The sequence below is a fragment of the Xanthomonas hydrangeae genome (genome assembly GCF_032697525.1).
GTDB classification, from domain to species: domain Bacteria; phylum Pseudomonadota; class Gammaproteobacteria; order Xanthomonadales; family Xanthomonadaceae; genus Xanthomonas; species Xanthomonas hydrangeae.
In genome coordinates this window covers 4359788-4378706 of the sequence record NZ_CP103836.1, presented here as the reverse complement: position 1 = coordinate 4378706, position 18919 = coordinate 4359788, and the positions used below count along the sequence as shown (strand labels likewise).

19 protein-coding genes are annotated in these 18919 nt (G+C 65.1%); 7 read left to right on the top strand and 12 right to left on the bottom strand.

The window, feature by feature from the left end; translation table 11 throughout:
- Positions 1-114: 114 nt before the first annotated feature.
- The 8 genes from NYR97_RS18660 to NYR97_RS18625 all read right to left on the bottom strand — a co-directional run bounded on the left by NYR97_RS18660 (position 115) and on the right by NYR97_RS18625 (position 7082).
- Positions 115-471: a hypothetical protein gene (locus NYR97_RS18660; protein ID WP_316695227.1), complete on the bottom strand. Its 357-nt coding sequence runs from the start codon at positions 469-471 to the stop codon at positions 115-117.
- Positions 468-1601, bottom strand: a complete 1134-nt coding sequence (gene carA, locus NYR97_RS18655) for a glutamine-hydrolyzing carbamoyl-phosphate synthase small subunit (RefSeq protein ID WP_316695226.1) — start codon at positions 1599-1601, stop codon at positions 468-470. The genes NYR97_RS18660 and carA overlap by 4 nt, the downstream gene beginning before the upstream one ends.
- Positions 1602-1840: 239 nt before the next feature.
- Positions 1841-2557 carry a 4-hydroxy-tetrahydrodipicolinate reductase gene (gene dapB, locus NYR97_RS18650; protein WP_316695225.1) on the bottom strand — a complete coding sequence of 239 codons (717 nt, stop codon included), beginning with the start codon at positions 2555-2557 and terminating at the stop codon, positions 1841-1843.
- A 144-nt stretch (positions 2558-2701) separates the two neighbouring features.
- Entirely contained in the window at positions 2702-3904 is a 1203-nt protein-coding gene (locus NYR97_RS18645; RefSeq protein WP_316695224.1) for an aminotransferase-like domain-containing protein, read from the bottom strand.
- 258 nt (positions 3905-4162) lie between these two features.
- On the bottom strand, positions 4163-4663 hold the full coding sequence (locus NYR97_RS18640) for a nuclear transport factor 2 family protein (protein WP_205391592.1): 501 nt from the start codon (positions 4661-4663) through the stop codon (positions 4163-4165).
- Positions 4664-4721: 58 nt separating this feature from the next.
- On the bottom strand, positions 4722-4976 hold the full coding sequence (locus NYR97_RS18635) for a DUF6587 family protein (RefSeq protein ID WP_205391593.1): 255 nt from the start codon (positions 4974-4976) through the stop codon (positions 4722-4724).
- 1 nt (position 4977) lies between these two features.
- On the bottom strand, positions 4978-6837 hold the full coding sequence (gene feoB / locus NYR97_RS18630; RefSeq protein WP_210761784.1) for a ferrous iron transporter B: 1860 nt from the start codon (positions 6835-6837) through the stop codon (positions 4978-4980).
- Positions 6834-7082 carry a FeoA family protein gene (locus NYR97_RS18625; RefSeq protein WP_104576802.1) on the bottom strand — a complete coding sequence of 83 codons (249 nt, stop codon included), beginning with the start codon at positions 7080-7082 and terminating at the stop codon, positions 6834-6836. The genes feoB and NYR97_RS18625 overlap by 4 nt, the downstream gene beginning before the upstream one ends.
- A gap of 116 nt (positions 7083-7198) precedes the next feature.
- Here NYR97_RS18625 and NYR97_RS18620 point away from each other — a divergent pair, with 116 nt between their 5' ends.
- The 5 genes from NYR97_RS18620 (at position 7199) to NYR97_RS18600 (ending at position 10869) form a co-directional block, all read left to right on the top strand.
- Complete coding sequence (locus tag NYR97_RS18620; protein ID WP_316698351.1) at positions 7199-7996, top strand: enoyl-CoA hydratase-related protein; 798 nt, start codon at positions 7199-7201, stop codon at positions 7994-7996.
- Positions 7993-8889, top strand: coding sequence for a hydroxymethylglutaryl-CoA lyase (locus NYR97_RS18615; protein WP_316695223.1), 897 nt, complete (start codon positions 7993-7995; stop codon positions 8887-8889). Before NYR97_RS18620 ends, NYR97_RS18615 begins: the two co-directional genes overlap by 4 nt.
- A 150-nt stretch (positions 8890-9039) precedes the next feature.
- Positions 9040-9810: an SDR family oxidoreductase gene (locus NYR97_RS18610; protein ID WP_316695222.1), complete on the top strand. Its 771-nt coding sequence runs from the start codon at positions 9040-9042 to the stop codon at positions 9808-9810.
- A 100-nt stretch (positions 9811-9910) separates the two neighbouring features.
- Positions 9911-10477 carry an elongation factor P-like protein YeiP gene (gene yeiP / locus NYR97_RS18605; RefSeq protein ID WP_055823478.1) on the top strand — a complete coding sequence of 189 codons (567 nt, stop codon included), beginning with the start codon at positions 9911-9913 and terminating at the stop codon, positions 10475-10477.
- A complete protein-coding gene (locus tag NYR97_RS18600) occupies positions 10477-10869 on the top strand; it encodes a hypothetical protein (protein WP_316695220.1) in 393 nt (130 codons plus the stop codon). The genes yeiP and NYR97_RS18600 overlap by 1 nt, the downstream gene beginning before the upstream one ends.
- A 177-nt stretch (positions 10870-11046) precedes the next feature.
- Here the strand turns inward: NYR97_RS18600 and NYR97_RS18595 are convergent, their stop codons facing one another.
- Genes NYR97_RS18595 through NYR97_RS18585 form a run of 3 tightly spaced genes read right to left on the bottom strand, consistent with a single transcriptional unit; the run spans position 11047 to position 14649 of the window.
- Complete coding sequence (locus NYR97_RS18595; RefSeq protein ID WP_316695219.1) at positions 11047-12906, bottom strand: DUF7844 domain-containing protein; 1860 nt, start codon at positions 12904-12906, stop codon at positions 11047-11049.
- Positions 12903-13196, bottom strand: coding sequence for a DUF2388 domain-containing protein (locus tag NYR97_RS18590; protein WP_006451514.1), 294 nt, complete (start codon positions 13194-13196; stop codon positions 12903-12905). The genes NYR97_RS18595 and NYR97_RS18590 overlap by 4 nt, the downstream gene beginning before the upstream one ends.
- Before the next feature lie 34 nt (positions 13197-13230).
- Positions 13231-14649 carry an FAD-binding oxidoreductase gene (locus NYR97_RS18585; protein WP_316695218.1) on the bottom strand — a complete coding sequence of 473 codons (1419 nt, stop codon included), beginning with the start codon at positions 14647-14649 and terminating at the stop codon, positions 13231-13233.
- Positions 14650-14857: 208 nt separating this feature from the next.
- Here NYR97_RS18585 and serA point away from each other — a divergent pair, with 208 nt between their 5' ends.
- The gene (serA, locus tag NYR97_RS18580; protein WP_316695217.1) at positions 14858-16099 is read left to right on the top strand and encodes a phosphoglycerate dehydrogenase; all 1242 of its coding nucleotides are present in this window, start codon (positions 14858-14860) and stop codon (positions 16097-16099) included.
- A gap of 536 nt (positions 16100-16635) precedes the next feature.
- Here the strand turns inward: serA and NYR97_RS18575 are convergent.
- Positions 16636-17223 carry an NUDIX hydrolase gene (locus tag NYR97_RS18575; protein ID WP_316695216.1) on the bottom strand — a complete coding sequence of 196 codons (588 nt, stop codon included), beginning with the start codon at positions 17221-17223 and terminating at the stop codon, positions 16636-16638.
- A 142-nt stretch (positions 17224-17365) separates the two neighbouring features.
- On the opposite strand from NYR97_RS18575, the gene NYR97_RS18570 reads away from it, so the two are divergent.
- The gene (locus NYR97_RS18570; protein ID WP_205391603.1) at positions 17366-18838 is read left to right on the top strand and encodes an amino acid permease; all 1473 of its coding nucleotides are present in this window, start codon (positions 17366-17368) and stop codon (positions 18836-18838) included.
- The last annotated feature ends 81 nt before the right edge of the window (positions 18839-18919 follow it).

Here is an 18919-nt window from a genome sequence, read left to right as displayed (position 1 = left end):
TTCTTTACTCGATTAAGGACTTGCGGCGAGCCGCAAGTGCGGAAGAGTGGCCGCGGCGATCGCATCGCGACGCGGCATGATGTTGCATCGACTCCACGGAGCCGAAAGCCGGGTTCATCCGGCGTATCCATAGCCCAGGGCGCGCAGGGTGTTCTGCATCCACTGATGCAGCGCGAACGCGGCGGCGAAGCTGACCAGGAGCAACAGCCAGCCGGTCCCGGAGGTCTTGCCCCAGCGACGCGCCTTGTCCGGGTCGGTGTTCTGCATGCGATGGTGAAAGGATCCTCCTCCAAGCACATAGCCGATGCCGAAAACGACACACATCGGCACCAGCAAGGCCAGCTTCATGCCGCCGTGCAGCGTGATCGACTCGGCACCGTCCCGCGCCTGCTCCAGCGGCATCCAGATGCCCCAATAGGCCACGACTGCGCCCACCAGCAGAATCAGCACACCCATCAATCGAGCGCTCATGCGTGCTCGGCATCCTCGGCCATCAACTCCACGAACCGATCGAACAACGGCCCCACATCGCGCGGGCCGGGTGAAGCTTCCGGGTGGCCCTGGAACGAGAACGCCGGGGCGTCGGTCAGTGCGATGCCCTGGTTGGTGCCATCGAACAGCGAACGATGGGTCACCCGCACATTGGCCGGCAACGTGCTTTCGTCGACCGCAAAGCCATGGTTCTGCGAGGTGATCATCACTCGCCCGCCATCCAGATCCTGCACCGGGTGATTGGCGCCGTGGTGGCCGGTGGCCATCTTGACCGTGCTGGCGCCGGCGGCCAGCGCCAGCAGCTGATGGCCCAGACAGATGCCGAAGGTCGGCACTTTTTGGGCAATCAATTCCTGGATCGCGCTGATGGCGTAATCGCACGGCTCCGGATCGCCCGGGCCGTTGGACAGGAATACGCCGTCCGGATTCATCGCCAGCACCTCGGCCACCGGCGTGCGTGCCGGCACCACGGTGACGTCGCAACCACGATCGGCCAGCATGCGCAGGATGTTGAGCTTGACGCCGTAGTCATAGGCTACGACCTTGTGCTTCAGCTCGGCCCGCACGAAGGTGTCGGAGTTCAGATCCAGCGAGCCTTCCTGCCAGTTGTAGCTGGTCTCGGTGGAAACCACCTTGGCCAGGTCCATGCCCTTCAGACCGGGGAAATTGCGCGCCGCTTCCAGCGCCTTTTCGACGTCGATCTCGCCGGCCATCAGCGCTCCGTTCTGGGCGCCCTTCTGCCGCAGCAGACGGGTCAGCTTGCGGGTGTCGATGCCGGAAATGGCCACCACACCGCGGGCCTGCAGCCATTCCGGCAAAGCCACTTCGCTACGCCAGCTGCTGGGACGACGCGGCACATCGCGCACGATCAGACCGGCAGCCCAGATCTTTGTGGCCTCGTCGTCCTGATCGGTGAAACCGGTATTGCCGATATGCGGATAGGTCAGCGTGACCATCTGGCGGGCATAGGACGGATCGGTCAGGACTTCCTGATAGCCGGTCATGGCGGTGTTGAACACCACTTCGCCGACGGAAAGCCCGTTGGCGCCTACGGATTCGCCCTCGAACACGGTGCCGTCTTCGAGGACAAGGATTGCGGGTTGGGTCACGTGGGGTCTCGCTCTGGCTGCCTGGGACTCCGATGCGCTTCCGGCCAAATTCCGGTTGCAGCAAAGCGCGGACGCGGTGCTGAGGACCGGTCCGACGCTGGTTCGGGCAAGCGAGAATTGTAAAGGCAAGTGCCCCGGCATGCCAGCCTGAAGAGCACGCGATGCCGCAGTGCCATCGCAACAGCAAGGTGAATGCGCTGCTAGAGCAGCTCGCCATTCATGCGCGGTTGCGCGCCGGGTTACAGCACCAGGTCGCGCACCCGATAGCTGCCGGCCGGCTTGCCGATCAGCCGTTTGGCCGCATGCAGCGCACCACGCGCGAAGATGTCGCGGTTGCTGGCGCGGTGAATCAGTTCCACCCGCTCGCCCAGCCCGGTGAATTGCACCGTGTGCTCGCCGACGATATCGCCGGCGCGCAGGCTGGCAAAGCGCGGCTGCGCGCCACTACCGGTGGCCGCTTCGCCCAGTGTCAGTGCGGTGCCGGATGGCGCGTCCTGCTTGTGCACGTGATGCGCCTCGACGATGTCGCAATCCCAACCCGGCAGGCTGCCGGCGGCACGCTCCACCAGCTCGGTGAGCACCGCGACACCCAGACTGAAGTTGGACGCCCACACCAATGGGATCCTGCCCGCAGCGTCGAGCAACGCGGCACGCTGCGCTTCATCCAGCCCGGTGGTGCCGGACACCAGCGCTTTACCGCGTTGCGCACACAAGGCCAGGATCGGTGCGAAGCCTTGCGGCAGGCTGAAGTCGATTGCCACATCGAAGGCCGGCGCGCCGCCGAGTTCGCTGGCGGCAAAGTACGGCACGCCGTCCACCACGCGTTGCGACGGCGAACGTCCCACCACCGCGCCGACGACGTGCAAGCCCTCGTCTTCGGCGGCCAAGCGCAGCAGTGCCTTGCCCATCCGCCCGGAGGCGCCGTGGATCAGAACTTTCACAGGAGACGTTGTCATGGCGGCAGGCTAGCTAGGCGATGTGGGTTGTACAAGATAGCCGGGATTGGGGAGTCGGGATTGGGGATTCGGAAAACGCCAAAGCGCCGAGCAGTGCCGGCGTTGTCGCGATCGGTGCGCCTTGCAGTGGCGTGCTGGCCGAGGTTATGCGCCCTGCCCTGGCAACTGGGCCAGCGCTTCGCGCAGCACCTCGCCCAGGATCCGGATGCCGGCATCGATCTTCTCGCCAGGCACAGTGACGAACGACAGCCGCAAGGTATTGGTCTGCGGCAACGTGGCGTAAAACGGGGCGCCAGGCACGAACGCGACATTGCGCGCGATCGCACGCGCCAGCAGTGCGGTGCCATCCAGTCCGGGAGGCAGGGTCACCCACAGGAACATGCCGCCTTCTGGGCGATTCCACTGCACTTGGCTCGGAAAATGCCAATCCAAAGCCTCAAGCATCAAACTGCATTGACGTGCGTACAGTGCGCGAATTTGCGGGATGTGCGTCTCCAGAAAATCGTCCTGCAGTGTCTGGTAGACCAGGCGCTGGGTGAATGACGGCGTATGCAGATCGGCCGCCTGCTTGGCCTGGATCAGCTTGCCCAGCACCGCCTCCGGTGCGACCACATAGCCCAGTCGCAGCCCGGGCGCGAGCACCTTGGAGAACGAGCCCATATAGATCACGCCCTCCGGGTTGAGCGAAAGCAGGCTCGGCAACGGCTGGCCGCTGTAGTACAGCTCGCCGTACGGATCGTCTTCGACGATCGGCACGCCCGCTTCGGCTGCGCGTGCGACCAAGACCTGACGCCGCGCCAGCGGCAAGCGGCGGCCGGTGGGATTCTGGAAATTCGGCAGGCAATACAGAAAACGCGCATCGGCCAGCATCGCCGGATCCAGCGCATCCACCACCACGCCGTCCTCGTCCGACGGCATGCCGACGAACGCCGGCTGGAACAACGAGAACGCCTGCAACGCACCCAGGTAACTCGGAGTTTCCACCAGCACCTTGCTGCCTTCGTCGATAAAAACTTTGCCGAGCAAATCCAGGCCCTGCTGCGAGCCGGTAGTGATCAGCACCTGGCTGGGCCGGATGCTGGCGCCGTCGCGACTCAGGCGTGCGGCAACCCATTCGCGCAGCGGCGCATGGCCTTCGGTGGGGCCGTATTGCAATGCCGCCTGTGGCGCATCGCGCAGCACCTGATCGCTGGCCGCGCGCATGCGCTCCACCGGAAAGGTGGCCGGCGACGGCAAGCCACCGGCGAAGGAAATGACCTCCGGCCGCTCGGTCACCTTGAGGATTTCGCGAATCGCCGAACTGGTCAGCGCCTGCGCACGTCGGGAGATCTGGAAGGAGGTCGTCATCGGTCAAGCATAGCGAAGGCGCGTGACCGAGGCGCTGTGCACTGCAGCGTTGACGACGGCACTCGGCCAATGCCGGTGTTACCGGTGCATCCACCATCGCCACGCGTCGCGATGCGCCTTCTCGCGTTGCGGTGACGCTACCGAAATCGTCCTGCGGCGACGCCGATGTACACGCGTTCTCGCCATCCACCAAGGCAATCGTCACGCGCGCATCGATGGCGCAGGCCGGACGATGGGTAGCGATAGTGCCAGCGGCGCTTATTCGTACGCCGGGCCAACCCAGGCAGTGCCTTCGCTGTGTTCGATCAAGGTCTTCCAGCGTTTGCGGATCACCTTGTCGCGCGAGCGGAAGGTCATGCGCAAGCCCGGCAAACCGAGCGTGGCGCGCGTCTCGACCATGGCCGAGGCTTCATCGGGAGCAATCTCGATCTTGGTGATCGAATGCTTGTAGTCGATCAACTCTTCCGGCGGTGCCACATGGCGCATCTGACCCAGCACCTGCGCCCATTCGCCATTGGATTTGCAGTATTTCTCGCGTGTGGCGGTCTGCCGCTTCTGGTGCGAGTCCATGCGGTACAACACCACCATTTCGAATTCCGGCGCAGTCATCGCGCAGAGCGCCTCGCCGTCCTGGCTCAGCATCGCTTTATCGTGCGCAGCGTAGAAATCGCGCACCTGGGTTTCGTCGAGCGCATTGCCGCCGTAGTTATAGATGCCCGCAACGGCGGCCAAGATTGCCAACAACACCAACAAACGCATGATCTGTCCCCTGTACCGCCGCATCCTGCGGCCACGCAAGTGTAGAGGACCAGGCGCGTCAGTGACTACGCGGCGGCGTGGGCCCGCAGCTGTCGCAACCACCGCAGGCCGCGGCGCTCTGCGTCGCCGGTGGTGCCACGCGACGGCCCAGCGATTGCATCCATGCAGGTCGCCCATCGCGCAGCAGACCGATCGCCAGCGCGCCACGCATGCGTCGCAGGACGCCGGGGAACTGCTTCTTCAGCACCACCCACACGCTCAGCAGCACTGCGCATGCGATGACAACGTATTGCAGGGTGAGCGAGAGATCCACCTCAACCGGCTCCGAGCAGCACGGCCACTTGGTAGGTCACCAGCGAGGCCAGATAGGCCAGCGCGAACAGGTACACCGTACTGATGGTCATCTGCTTCCAAGAATTGGTTTCGCGCTTGATGGTCGCCAGCGTGGAGATGCACATCGGCGCGTAGATGTACCAGACCAGCAGCGACAGCGCGGTGGCCAGCGACCAGCCATCGCTGATCAGCGGCGACAAGGCCTGCGCGGCGGCATCGTCGTCGGCAGCCGACAGCGCATACACCGTCGCCAGCGAGGCCACCGCCACCTCGCGCGCTGCCAGGCCGGGGATCAGCGCGATGCAGATCTGCCAGTTGAAGCCCAGCGGCGCGAAAAAGATCGCCATCGCATGGCCGATGCGCCCGGCGAAGCTGTAATCGATCGCCGGCAAGGTGGCGTCGGCCGGCGCGGCCGGGAACGACAGCAGAAACCACAGCAGGATGGTCAGGGCCAGAATGATGCCGCCGACGCGCTTGAGGAAGATCAGCGCACGCTCCCACAGCCCCAGCGCCAGGTCGGGCAAATGCGGCAGGCGATAGGACGGCAGCTCCAGCATCAGCGGATGCTCGCTCTTGTCGCGGCGCCACTTCTTCATCGTCCACGACACCAGCAGCGCGCTGACGATGGCCGCGGCATACAGCGCAAACAGGATCAGGCCTTGCTGATTGAAGATGCCCCAAACAGTCTTCTGCGGGATGAAGGCGCCGATCAGCAACGCATACACCGGCAATCGCGCCGAACACGTCATCAATGGCGCGACCATGATGGTGGCGAGCCGGTCGCGCGGGTCCTGGATGCTGCGGGTGGACATGATGCCGGGCACCGCGCAGGCAAAGCTCGACAGCAGCGGGATGAACGAGCGCCCGGACAAACCAGCCGCCGACATCATGCGATCGAGCAGGAAGGCCGCGCGCGGCAGATAACCCGATTCTTCCAGGGCCAGGATGAAGGCGAACAGGATCAGGATCTGCGGCAGGAATTTGATCACCCCGCCCAGGCCGGTGACGATGCCGTCCTTGAGCAGGCTGTTGAGCGGGCCCTCCGGCAGCGTGGTGCCCACCCACTCGCCCAGCATTGCGGTGCCGGCATCGATCAGGTCCATCACTGGGTTGGCCCAGGCATACACCGCCTGGAAGATCAGGAACATCACCACCGCCAGCGTGACCAGGCCCCAGAGCGGGTGCAGCAGCCAGCGGTCCAGCGCATCGTCCACGCGCGAGGTCCGCGTCGGCATGGTCACCGCCGCACTCAGGATCTGTCGCACCTGCGCATGGTAGTTACCATCGGCAGGCGGCGTGGCGCTCGGTGCCGCCAGGCTCGCGGCCTGCGCGTCGATGCGCTCGACCAGCGCCTTGGCACCGCCGCGGCGCACCGCCACCGTTTCCACTACCGGCACCCCGAGCGCCTGTTCCAGCGCCGGCAGGTCGATGACGATGCCGCGCCGCTGCGCGGCGTCAACCATGTTCAGGGCCACGATCATCGGCCGGCCCAACTCACGCAGCTCCAGCGCAAAGCGCAGATGCAGGCGCAGGTTGGTGGCGTCCATCACGCAGACCAACACGTCTGGCGCCGGCTCGCCCGGATAGAAACCGCGGCACAGGTCGCGGGTGATCGCCTCGTCCAGGCTGGCCGGCTGCAGGCTGTAGGCGCCGGGCAGATCCAGTACCGCGAAGTCGCGTCCGGACGGCGCGCGGAAATGCCCTTCTTTACGCTCGACGGTGACGCCGGTGTAATTGGCGACCTTCTGCCGGCTGCCGGTCAGCTGATTGAACAGCGCGGTCTTGCCACTGTTGGGGTTGCCGACCAAAGCCAGGCGCAGCGGGACACTTGCCGCATTCATGCCTGTGCTCCTTCGACGCGCACCTGCACGCGCGCGGCCTCACTGCGCCGCAGGGCGAACCGCGTGTAACCGACCTGCACCAGCAACGGTTCACGTCCAACCGGCCCGGTCGCCAATACCGTCACTTCCTCGCCGGCGACAAAGCCCAGTTCGCGCAGGCGCCGGGCAATCGTGTCGTTGGGGAGGCGATCCTCCACGGAATCCACGATGGCGGCGCGATGCAAGGGCATGTCGGACAGCGTCACAAAGACGGCCTGATTGTTAGGAATGGTTCTCAATTCTAGCATCGACGCACCGCGTCATGGCTGGGGCCAGCTGTGCCGCTATCATGGTTCGCATCCCATTCATGGACGTCGATGCAATGCAGGACACCGGCTTGATCGTGGAGGACCAGGGAGCGGTCCGCACGCTGCGTCTGAACCGCCCGGCGGTGCATAACGCCTTCGACGCGACCTTGATCGGCGCTCTCACCGAAGCGTTGCAGCAGGCCGGCCAGGCGGCCCAGATCCGGGTAGTCGTGATCACCGGCGCTGGCGTCGCGTTCTCAGCGGGCGCCGACCTGAACTGGATGCGCGGCATGGCCAGCGCCAGCGAGGCCGACAACGCTGCCGATGCATTGGCACTGGCCCGGCTGATGCGCACGCTCGACGAATTACCCAAGTCGACCATCGCACGCGTCAATGGCGCGGCCTTCGGCGGCGGCGTGGGCCTGGTGGCGTGCTGCGATATCGCCATCGGCTGCACCGAGGCGCGCTTCGGTCTGACCGAGAGCAAGCTAGGCCTGCTTCCAGCGGTCATTTCACCGTATGTGATTGCAGCGATCGGCGCGCGCCAGGCGCGGCGCTGGTTCGCTACTGCCGAAATCTTCGACGCCGGCACGGCGCAGTTGCTGGGCCTGTTGCATCAACTGGTCGCCGCCGACCAACTGGATATCGCAGTGGAGCGCCAGGTCCGCTTGCTGCTGGCGGCCGCACCACTGGCGGCGGCCAGCGCCAAATCCCTGGTGCGTTCGGTGTTGCCGCCTGCCGACCGCGATGCCATCGATGCAGCCAATGCCGCGTGGATCGCGCGCCTGCGCGTCTCGCCCGAGGGCCAGGAAGGCTTGAGCGCCTTTCTCGACAAGCGCGCGCCAGCCTGGGTGCCTGAGGACATGGCATGAGCGCGTTCGTGCGCATTGTCGAAGTCGGCCCGCGCGATGGCTTGCAGAACGAAGCGCAACCGATCGCGACAGCCGACAAGATCGCCTTGATCGATCAGCTGTCGGCCACCGGCCTGCGCACCATCGAGGCAACCAGTTTCGTCAGCCCGCGCTGGGTGCCGCAACTGGCCGACGCGGCCGAGGTGTTTGCCGGCATCACGCAGGCACCGGGCATCGCCTATCCGGTGCTGGTGCCGAACCTGCAGGGCTATGTGCGGGCACGCGCAGCCGGTGCGCAGGAAGTGGCGGTATTCACTGCGGCGTCCGAAGCCTTCAATCGCACCAATACCAACGCCGGCATCGACGAATCGATCGAGCGCTTTCGCCCGGTCCTGGAACAGGCCGCGCTCGACGGTGTGCGCGTGCGCGGTTACGTCTCCACCGTGCTGGGGTGCCCGTATCAGGGCGCCGTGCCGGTGGCTGACGTGGTGGATGTCGCGCAGCGGCTGTACGCGCTGGGCTGCTACGAGATTTCGCTGGGCGACACCATCGGCGTCGGCACGCCGGTCAAGGCGCGCCAGATGTTGGCCGCAGTGGCGCAAGTCGTGCCGATGCAGGCATTGGCCGTGCATTTTCACGACACCTACGGCCAGGCGCTGGCCAACATCGCCGCCTGCCTGGAGCAAGGCGTGCGCGTGGTCGATGCGGCGGTGTCCGGCGCCGGCGGCTGCCCGTATGCCAAGGGCGCCAGCGGCAATGTGGCCAGCGAAGATGTGGTCTATCTGCTGCACGGATTAGGCATGCAAACCGGCATCGATCTGGCTGCCCTAGCCCGCACGGGCTGCTGGCTGGCGCAACTGCTCGGCCGCGAGACCGGCAGCAAGGTCGGCAAGGCGTTGGCGGCGGCTGGCTGAGGCGTTAACGCAACAGCTCGCCCACGGCCTGCTCACGCCCCCTGCCGCCAAGGCGATCGCCTGGACGCTTCGGCTAGAATTGCCGACCGCTTCGTCCACCGATCGCCGCCAGCCTCCATCGGCATCCAACGTTTCCCGGGGAACCACCGCATGCAGCCATCTTCTGTTCTTGCCATTGTCACCGGCGGCGTGTCCGGCCTGGGCCTGGCCGTGGCGCAGCGCATCGTGGCCGACGGCGGCAAGGTCGCCTTGTTCGACGTCAATGCCGACAAGGCCGAGGCAGCGCTGGCGCTGCTTGGCGCCGGCAACGCGCATTACTTCGCCACCGACGTCACCGACGAGGCGCAGGTTGCCGCCAACGTGGCGCAGGCCGCGCAGGCGCTGGGCGGGCTCAACCTTGCGGTGAACTGCGCCGGCGTCCTGGGCTCGGGCCGCGTGTTGGGCAAGGAAGCGCCGATGCCGCTGGCGACCTTCCGCACCACCGTGCTGGTCAACCTGGTCGGCAGCTTCAATGTCGCCAAGGCGGCGGCCGATGTGATGCAGCACAACGCCGCCGGCGACGATGGCGAGCGCGGGGTGATCATCAATACCGCGTCGGTGGCCGCCTATGAAGGCCAGATCGGCCAGGCGGCCTATGCCGCCAGCAAGGGTGGCGTGGTCGGCATGACCTTGCCGATGGCACGCGAACTGGCGCGCTTCGGCATCCGCGTGATGACGATCGCGCCGGGTGTGTTCTGGACCCCGATGGTGGATGGCATGCCCGAGGCCGTGCAGCAATCGCTGGCTGCGTCGATCCCGTTCCCCTCGCGCCTGGGCCAACCCGACGAATACGCCGACACCGTCGCCTTCATCCTGCGCAACCGGTATCTCAATGGCGAAGTGATTCGCCTGGACGGCGGTGTGCGGCTGGCCCCCAAGTAGCCGGGAATGGGGAATCGGGAATGGGGAATCGTAACGACGCCCTACTCTCAGTGCCCCGGCCCCGGCTTTTTCGATTCCCCATTCCCAACTCCCGATTCCCATGAAAGCCAACGACATCAAGAAAGGCAACGTCGTCGAATACAACGGCGGCATTTACCAGATCCGCGACATCGAACGCAGCTCGCCGCAGGGCCGCGGCGGCAATGTACGCTTCCGCTTCATCATGTACAGCGTGCCGGGCGGAGTGAAAACCGACGCCAGCTTCGATGCCGACGACAACCTGCCGGAAGTGGAGCTGCTGCGTCGTCTGTCCACGTTTTCGTACAAGGACGGCGAGGCCTTCGTGTTCATGGACGACGAGGACTTCACCCCGTACACGCTGGACGCGGATGTGATCGGCACCGATGCCGGCTACATCACCGACGGGCTGACCGGCATCTACGTGCAGGTGATCGACGACCAGCCGGTAGCCGTGCAGTTGCCGCAAACGGTGACGCTGGAAGTGATCGAGACCCCACCCGAGCTCAAGGGCGGCACCGCAACCAAGCGCCCCAAGCCGGCCAAGCTCGACACCGGCCTGGAAATCATGGTGCCCGAGTACATCACCAACGGTGAGCGCGTGCTGGTCAATACCACCACCGGCGAATTCGCGGGTCGCGCCGACTGATGCGCAAGCTGGTCGTTGTGCTGACGCTGGGGCTGTTGGCTGCCTGCACGGAGCAACCCGCCCCGGCGCCGACATCCGCATCCAAGCCCGCGCCGGTGGCCTGCACCGACGCCAAGGTGGACGACGAGTGGCTGCAACATCCCCCGGGCCTGTGCGGCATGCCGGAGGATGTGCGCACGCTGGTGGAGGACTACGACACCTGCGAGCACTTCGCGGGCGAGGAGCCGTACGATGCCGACCGTCGGCATGAGATCGAAGTGGCGATTGCGCAGTTCTGCACGCCGGCACCGGCGCGGCTGGCCCGGCTATTAAAGCAGTACCGCAGCGATGCGCATGTCATCGAATGGCTGCGCAAGTATTCGGTACAAGCGGATTTGAAACCAACTGGCTAAGGTATGCCGGTGTAGCCCTTCTCCCATCGGGAGAAGGTGCCCCGCAGGGGCGGATGAGGGTACGGGAGCCTCGTGCAGCTGGACCCACACGAGAGCTTCGCCCCGTACCCTCACCCCAACCCTTCTCCCGATGGGAGAGGGGCTTGTACTGCTCAGCTAACCCGGGAGTCCGGGGCGCTATTGCGCTTCCGGCGGCATGCCCATATCCGACTGCACCTTGTCGGCGGCCGCGTCGCCGCGCGCAAGCACGCGCAGTCGCGCGCGCAAGCGCTCAACATTCGCCTCGCCTTGCTCCAAGCCAATACGCACGTCGGCCGGTAATTGCTGCCGACCCAGCGCTTGTAGCTGCTTCCAACCGTCGATCAACACGCCACTCTCTTGCGCCACGCGTGCGGTCAGTTGTTGTTGCTCGTCTGCCTGGGGCACTCCGTAACCGGACGTTCCCAGCAGCGTAGCCGGGTGGCTGAGTTGCGCCTGCCGCGCGAACAACGCCTGTAGCTGGCCTCGCACAACGTCACGCCCGGCAGCACCCGGTTGCAGCAGGCGCTTGAGCGCATCGCGCGCCAGCAATTCCTGTCGCCGCAATGCAGCTTGTTCGAGCAGCAACGCAGCTGCCGTTTCGCGCAAACCGCCTTGGTCGACCCATTGCGCACGCGCATCCGGTCGCGCATCCAGCCATTGCTCCACGCTCGTCTGCGGCACCGGCATGCCGCGGCGGATCACCTCAAACATGGTCTGGTAATGCGCGGCTGCCGATTCGAAGTAATAGCCTTGGCGAATCGCCTGCGCACGATTGTCCAGCACCTGCATGTTGGCGACGCCGGCGCGTTGCAGGCGATGCCGCACACCGCGCGGTGTGATCGACGATAACCTGGCTGCGGCCAGGCGTGGCACGCCGTCGTGCAGCAGCTTGAAGGTCTCCACCGCACAGTTGTTGCCGATGAAGTAGTAGCGCCCGTCGTAGCTCCAATGCACCTGCGCCACACGGGCGAGCAGCGCGGCGATGTCGTCGGGTGTCAACTTCAACGGGACCGACGACAAGGCGCGCAGTTCGACCTTGGTGTACTCGTCGACGACCTGATTCAACGGCAGCACGAACAGCCGCGATGGATAGGAACCGGTCAGCCCGCGCCAGCTGGAAATCTGCACATCGCCAACAAACGCGCGAAACGACAGCACGCGGTGATACTGCAGATCCATGCGGCAATCCGGGCCAGGTAGACGGCCAGGCGCGCAGATCACCAGACGCAACATGCTGTGGCCCCAGCGGCTCATCGGCTGCTCGTTGCCTTCAGCAAGCAGATAATCCACTGCATACACGCGCGACGGATCCAGTTTCAGCAGCGACATCGCACCGGCATCGCCATCGGCCTGCAGGTACGGCAGCGTCGTGTCGCATGCCACCACCGCGCGTGGCGCGCCAAGCTGCTCACCGAACCAGGCAGACAGCGCCGGGCGCCGACAGTGATAGTCGACATCCAGCACGTAATGTTCGAGATTCACCGCAACAAACTCGGCGGGGCTACGCCGTTCGTAGTCGTCGGGGCTGCGATCGCTAAATTGATTTTCGCCGCGTCCGAGCCGCCATGGACGCACCTGCCAGCCAGCCAGATCGCGCAGACGCGGGTCGCGCGACAACCCGCCTTGCGGGCCACGATCGAGCACATGCGCCAGTTCGTGCACCACGGCGGCCATTGCCGCGCGCGTGGCCGGTGCATCGATATCCGCCTGCGCCGTCGCCGATTGCGCGCTCCACGCCTGCAGCAACGCGCGATCGAGCAGAACGCGCTGGCCGATCGCACGACCATGCACGTGGGCCGGTAGATCCGTGCGCCATTGCAGCTGGATCGGCTTCGTGATGCGCTCCGTCCATCCTTGCGGCAGACGTTGAGCAACTTGTTCAATCAATGCATGCGTGGCATCTATCTGCGCCGGACCAAGGCCCGACGCAGCCACTTCAACATGCAACTCGGCCTGCGCCGCAGGTGCGATCACGGTGGCCAACCACAGCCACCCGCACCAGCGGCGCAAACTCACTGGGCCAGGATGGACTGAGCCAGTTGCAGGTCGCTGGACAGCCGCGCCGCATCGTTGCGGCTACGCAGCTGCAGCAGCGCCGCTTCCAGACGCGCGCCACGGATGGCGCCATCGCTGGCGACGAAGCCGGCCGCGTCTTCGCGCGCATCGGCAACCACTTTGTCGTCGCCCGAACTGCTGCTGTCGGACGAACCGGCCGACGAGGCACCCGCCGAGGTACCGGCCAGGCTGGTTGCGAAAGCTGCCAGCGGCAGCAGCGTCAAAGCGCAAAACACGAGAGAGCGCATCATCGGCGTATCGATTCCATGTGAAGGTGGTGAGAGACTAACCGGCGCGCGTGGTGCCGGGCAGCTCGTCCATCTCGAACAGCTTGCCGGGATTCAGCAAAAGATGAGGATCGAGCACATGTTTGATGCCGCGCATCAAGGCGATTTCCGCCGCAGAGCGCGTGCTCCACAGGTACGCCTTCTTGACCAACCCAATCCCGTGTTCGGCAGAAATGCTGCCGCCGAAACGCTGCAAGGCCTGCGCCAGCAGCTTGGTGACGTGGTCGCAGGCAGCAACGAAATCGGCCTGCGTCATGGCATCGGGCTTGAGCACATTGATGTGCAGATTACCGTCGCCGATATGGCCGAACCACACCACATCGAAATGCGGATAGGCGTCATGCAACAACGCCTGCGTTTCGGCCATAAACGCCGGCATTGCCGAGATGCGCACCGAGACGTCGTTTTTATAGGGCGTGTAGCGCGCTAATGCTTCGGTAATGCCTTCGCGCAAGCGCCACAGCTGCGCAGCCTGCGCATCGCTCTGGCTGATCACGCCGTCGCTGACCCAGCCCTGCTCCATGCAGGTCTCGAACGCCGCCATCGCGGCGGCTTCCTGCACCTCGTCGCCGGCAGCGAATTCAGTGACCACGTAATAAGGGTGGACTTCCGCAAATGGCGCCTGTGCGCCATGCGCCAGCACGTGTTCCAGCGCGCGGTCGGTGAAGAATTCGAACGCTTCCAGACGCAGCTGCGCGCGGAACGCGGCAAACACCTGCATCAATACCTCGAAGGACGGCAGCGCCAGCAGCATCACGTTGCTCGGCGGCGGCGGGTCGGTCAGCCGCAGCGTCGCTTCGACCACGATGCCGAGCGTGCCTTCGGAACCGATCATCAGATGGCGGAAGTCGTAGCCGCTGGAATTTTTCACCAACGCGTTATTGAGCTCGAGCACTTCGCCGGCGCCGGTGACCACTTTCAAGCCGGCCACCCATTCGCGCGTATTGCCGTAGCGGATCACCCGGATGCCGCCGGCATTGGTGGCGATATTGCCGCCGATCGAACACGAACCGCGCGCAGCGAAATCCACCGGATAGATCAAGCCATGTTCGCGCGCGGCATTGTGCACCGCTTCCAGCGGCATGCCGGCCTGCACGGTGAGCGTGCGGTCCACCGCGTTGAACTCCAGCGGCTTGTTCAAGCGCTCCAGGCTCAGTACCAGCTCGCCGTTGGCCGCCACCGCGCCGCCGGACAGCCCGGTGCGCCCGCCCGACGGCACCACTGCCACACCTTGCGCATTTGCCCAGCGCACCACCGCTTGCACGTCGTTCACCGAGCCGGGCAAAGCGATCGCGAGCGGGTTGGGCGTCCAGCGCCGCGTCCAGTCGCGGCCGTAATGCTCCAGGTCGGCCGGCTCGGTCTTCAAACGCAACGCGGGCACGGCCTGTTGCAACGAAAGGATGCGGGGATCGGTCATGGCACGCGGCGCTGCGATAGGAACCGCACAGCCTGCCAGTGTGCGCCAGCCTCGTCCAGCTGCGTTGCGTGGCCCCGACGCCGCGTTGGATTCAGCTGAAACCGTTGCGCTGCAAGGGCTTTGCGTGCGCAAACACTGCGTTGCGGCCGCCAAATCCGGCACCCCATCTGGCATAGTTGCCGACCCGATTGCTGCAATACGCCCCCTCATGTCGCCGAAGAGAACCTCGTTTCCCAAGCAGGACATCCGCGTCCTGTTGCTGGAAGGCATCAGCCAGACCGCCGTGGATGTGCTGCGCGCCGCCGGTTATTCGCAGATCGAACTGCACGCCAAGTCGTTGCCGGAAGACGAGCTTAAGACGCGCATCGCCGAGGCGCACATCGTCGGCATCCGCTCGCGCACGCAATTGAGTGCCGAGGTGCTGGCGCATGCCAAGCGCTTGATCGCCATTGGCTGCTTCTGCATCGGCACCAATCAGGTCGATCTGGACGCGGCCGAGCTGGCCGGCATTCCGGTCTTCAACGCGCCCTACTCCAATACCCGCAGCGTGGCCGAACTGGTCATCGCCGAGGCAATCTTGCTGTTGCGCGGCATTCCGCAGAAAAACGCCGAATGCCATCGCGGCGGCTGGTCCAAGTCGGCCGCTGGCAGCCACGAAACGCGTGGCAAGGTGCTGGGCATCGTCGGTTACGGACACATCGGCACGCAGGTCGGCGTGCTGGCCGAATCCTTGGGCATGCAGGTGATCTTCCACGACATCGAAACCAAACTGTCGCTGGGCAACGCGCGCGCGGCGATCGATCTGAACGACCTGCTGGCGCGCTCGGACGTGGTGACCTTGCACGTGCCGGAGACGCCGTCCACCAAGGACATGATCGGCGCCGCAGAAATTGCCCGCATGAAGCATGGCGCGCATCTGATCAACGCCTCGCGCGGCACCGTCATCGACATCGACGCGCTGGATGCGGCGCTGACCTCCGGCCAGATCGGCGGCGCGGCAGTGGACGTGTTCCCGATCGAGCCCAAGGGCAATGGCGATGCGTTCGAGTCCCCGTTGATTGCGCACGACAACGTGATCCTGACCCCGCACGTGGGCGGCAGCACGCTGGAAGCGCAGGACAACATCGGTGTCGAAGTGGCCGCCAAACTGGTGCGCTACAGCGACAATGGCAGCACCTTGTCGGCGGTGAATTTCCCCGAGGTCACCCTGCCCGAACATCCCGACAGCCTGCGCTTGCTGCATATCCATCGCAACGTGCCGGGCGTGCTGTCCAAGATCAACGAACTGTTCTCGCGCCATAACGTCAACATCGACGGCCAGTTCCTGCGCACCGACGCCAAGGTGGGCTACGTGGTGATCGATGTCAGCGCCAGCGAGGCGCAGGCCACCGCGCTGAAGGAAGGATTGGCGTTGATCGAAGGGACGTTGCGGACGCGGATTTTGTATTGATTCGATTTCTTCTCCCAGCGGGAGAAGGTGGCCCGAACGGCCGGATGAGGGGCGCCGCGAGCGGCTTCAGAAGTCGGCCGTGGCGAACGCGTCGCTACGCGCCAGCAAGGGTGAATCGCAAACTGACAGCCGCTGCCTCACCGTACCCTCACCCCAACCCCTCTCCCGACGGGAGAGGGGCTTTCAGCAACGCACTATCAATTCCTCTAGCTCCTCATAACTCCTCAAGGCGTTCCAAGGTCATGGCAACCACTTGCCGAGGCAGCAGCGTGGCCGGGGATTGGCGGAGAGCGGCACGGGGATGTGCCGCGGCGGCGAGTCAGACAGGATGTCTGACCGAGCCGAGGAGCCGATCCCCGGCCGTGCTGCTGCCGCCCACCGAAGCCAGTAAGCGAAACAGGCAGTGCTAGGCCGCGCCTGGGTCCGCACATTCGCCCCAACCCCCGCTCTGCCCCCGGCCCAAGTTTTCGGCACGAGCGCTCCAAGGCGCGCAGGCAGCGTTTCATCGCCCCGGCGGAGAGGCTTTAGCAAGCTGCTTAACTCGCGCGCGCAACCCATTTCTCCGCCATGCGCCGCATCGATGGATCCAGCTCGGGCTCGGCAAGCAGCTCGACGATCGGCCGCCAGGCCAACGCCAGCGACTCTTCGCTGACTTCGAACGCCTCGTCAGCCCCAGCCACCACCACATAGCGCGCGTCGTAATGCCAGTGCCCGGCTACCTCGCCCCTGGCTGGAATCCAGTGCCGGTCCAGGTCGAAGATTGCCGTCTCGGCCAGGCGCAGCCCGCTCAAGCCAGACTCCTCCTGCGCCTCGCGCAAAGCGACCTGCGCCAGATCGCGGTCGCCGTCGGCGTGTCCGCCCAGCTGCAGCCAACGCTGCAGCTTGCGGTGATGGGTCAGCAACGTGCGCGTGCCATCGGCGCTGACCACCCACGCAGAACCGGTGAAATGACCTTCGACACGCTCGCGCACGAATGGATTACTGGCATCGTCCAGCAGTTGCGCGAATTGCCCGGCCAGCTCGGCTTGGTCCGGCCAGCGTGCGCGGTAGGCAGCCAATTGCTGTTGCAGCGTCGCATCCACCATCTGTCGTTCTCGGTCGCCCGTTGCGGGCCAGGCGACCATTATCGTCGTTCATGCTGCGTACGTGCTTGTCGTGAGCGTGTAGCTTTGGCAAGGTAGGCCGCTTGCCTGTCCCACCGGGATGCGGCGCACCACCTTCGTCCGGGCGCCTGCGCCTTAGCTTTGCCACTTAGGGATGTACCGAATGCTGAAGTCTTTGTTGAGGGTCAAACCGATCGAACCCGCCGGACGTGTCGATGCGGGCGAACCGGTCGAAGGCAGCCTGCAAGGCGAAGCCACCCTGCAACGCACCCTCACCGCCAAGCACCTGATCATGCTCGGCATCGGCGCGGTGATCGGCGCCGGCATCTTCGTGCTGACCGGCCAGGCCGCTGCCAACCACGCAGGACCGGCGGTGATGCTGTCGTTCGTGTTTGCCGGCATCGCCTGCGCGTTCGCCGGCCTGTGCTACGCAGAGTTCGCGGCGATGATGCCGGTGTCCGGCAGCGCCTATTCGTACTCATACGCCACGCTCGGCGAGGGAATCGCCTGGTTCATCGGCTGGTGCCTGGTGCTGGAATACCTGTTCGCCGGCTCCAGCGTCGCCGTCGGCTGGTCCGCCTACCTGATCAGCTTTTTGACCGGCACGCTCGGATTGCCGTTCCCGGCAGAACTTGCCGGTGCGCCATTGGCCTGGGACGGCCACAACTTCGTCAGTTCCGGCAACCTCATCAACCTGCCGGCCGTGCTGATCGTGGCTGCGGTAAGCATGCTCTGCTACGTCGGCGTCACCCAGTCGGCGTTCGCCAATGCCATCGTGGTGGCGATCAAGGTGGTGGTGATCTGCCTGTTCGTCGGCTTCGGCATTTCGTATATCGACCCGGCCAACTGGCACCCCTTCATCCCGGAAAACACCGGGCCGGGCAAGTTCGGCTGGGACGGGGTATTCCGTGCGGCGTCCATCGTGTTCTTCTCCTATATCGGCTTCGACGCGGTCTCTACCTCCGCCGGCGAGACCAAGGATCCGCAGAAGAACATGCCGATCGGCATCCTGGTGTCGCTGGCGGTCTGCACCGTCATCTACATCATCGTCTGCGCGGTATTGACCGGATTGCTGCCCTATACCCAGCTCGGCACCGCCAAGCCGGTGGCCACCGCACTGGAAGCGCATCCGCAACTGACCTGGCTCAAGACCGCGGTGGAAATCGGTGCGATCGCCGGGCTGTCCTCGGTGGTGCTGGTGATGCTGATGGCGCAGCCGCGCATCTTCTACACCATGGCCAAGGACGGGTTGATGCCCAGACTGTTCGGCAAGGTGCATCCGAAGTTCCACACGCCCTATGTCGGCACGATCTTCGTCGGAGTGGTCGCGGCGCTACTGGCCGGGTTGGTCCCGCTCAGCGTGTTGGGCGAACTGGTGTCGATGGGCACCCTGCTCGCCTTCGCCACCGTGTGCGCCGGCGTGATGGTATTGCGCTTCACCAAGCCCGGGCTGGAGCGCCCGTTCCGGGTGCCGCTGGCGATGGTGATCTGCCCGCTGGGTGCGCTGGCCTGCCTGTTCCTGTTCTTCCAGGCCTTCCAGGAGCACTGGAAAGTGTTCGTGGGCTGGACCGTAATCGGTCTGTTTATCTATTTCGGTTACGGCATTCGCCATAGCCGTCTGGCCCGTAAGGTGTAACTGCGAGTCCCTCGCCCGCATCTCCACATGCGGGGATTTGGTAACGCGAACCCCTCGCACACGCCCGCACCGCCATGTGCA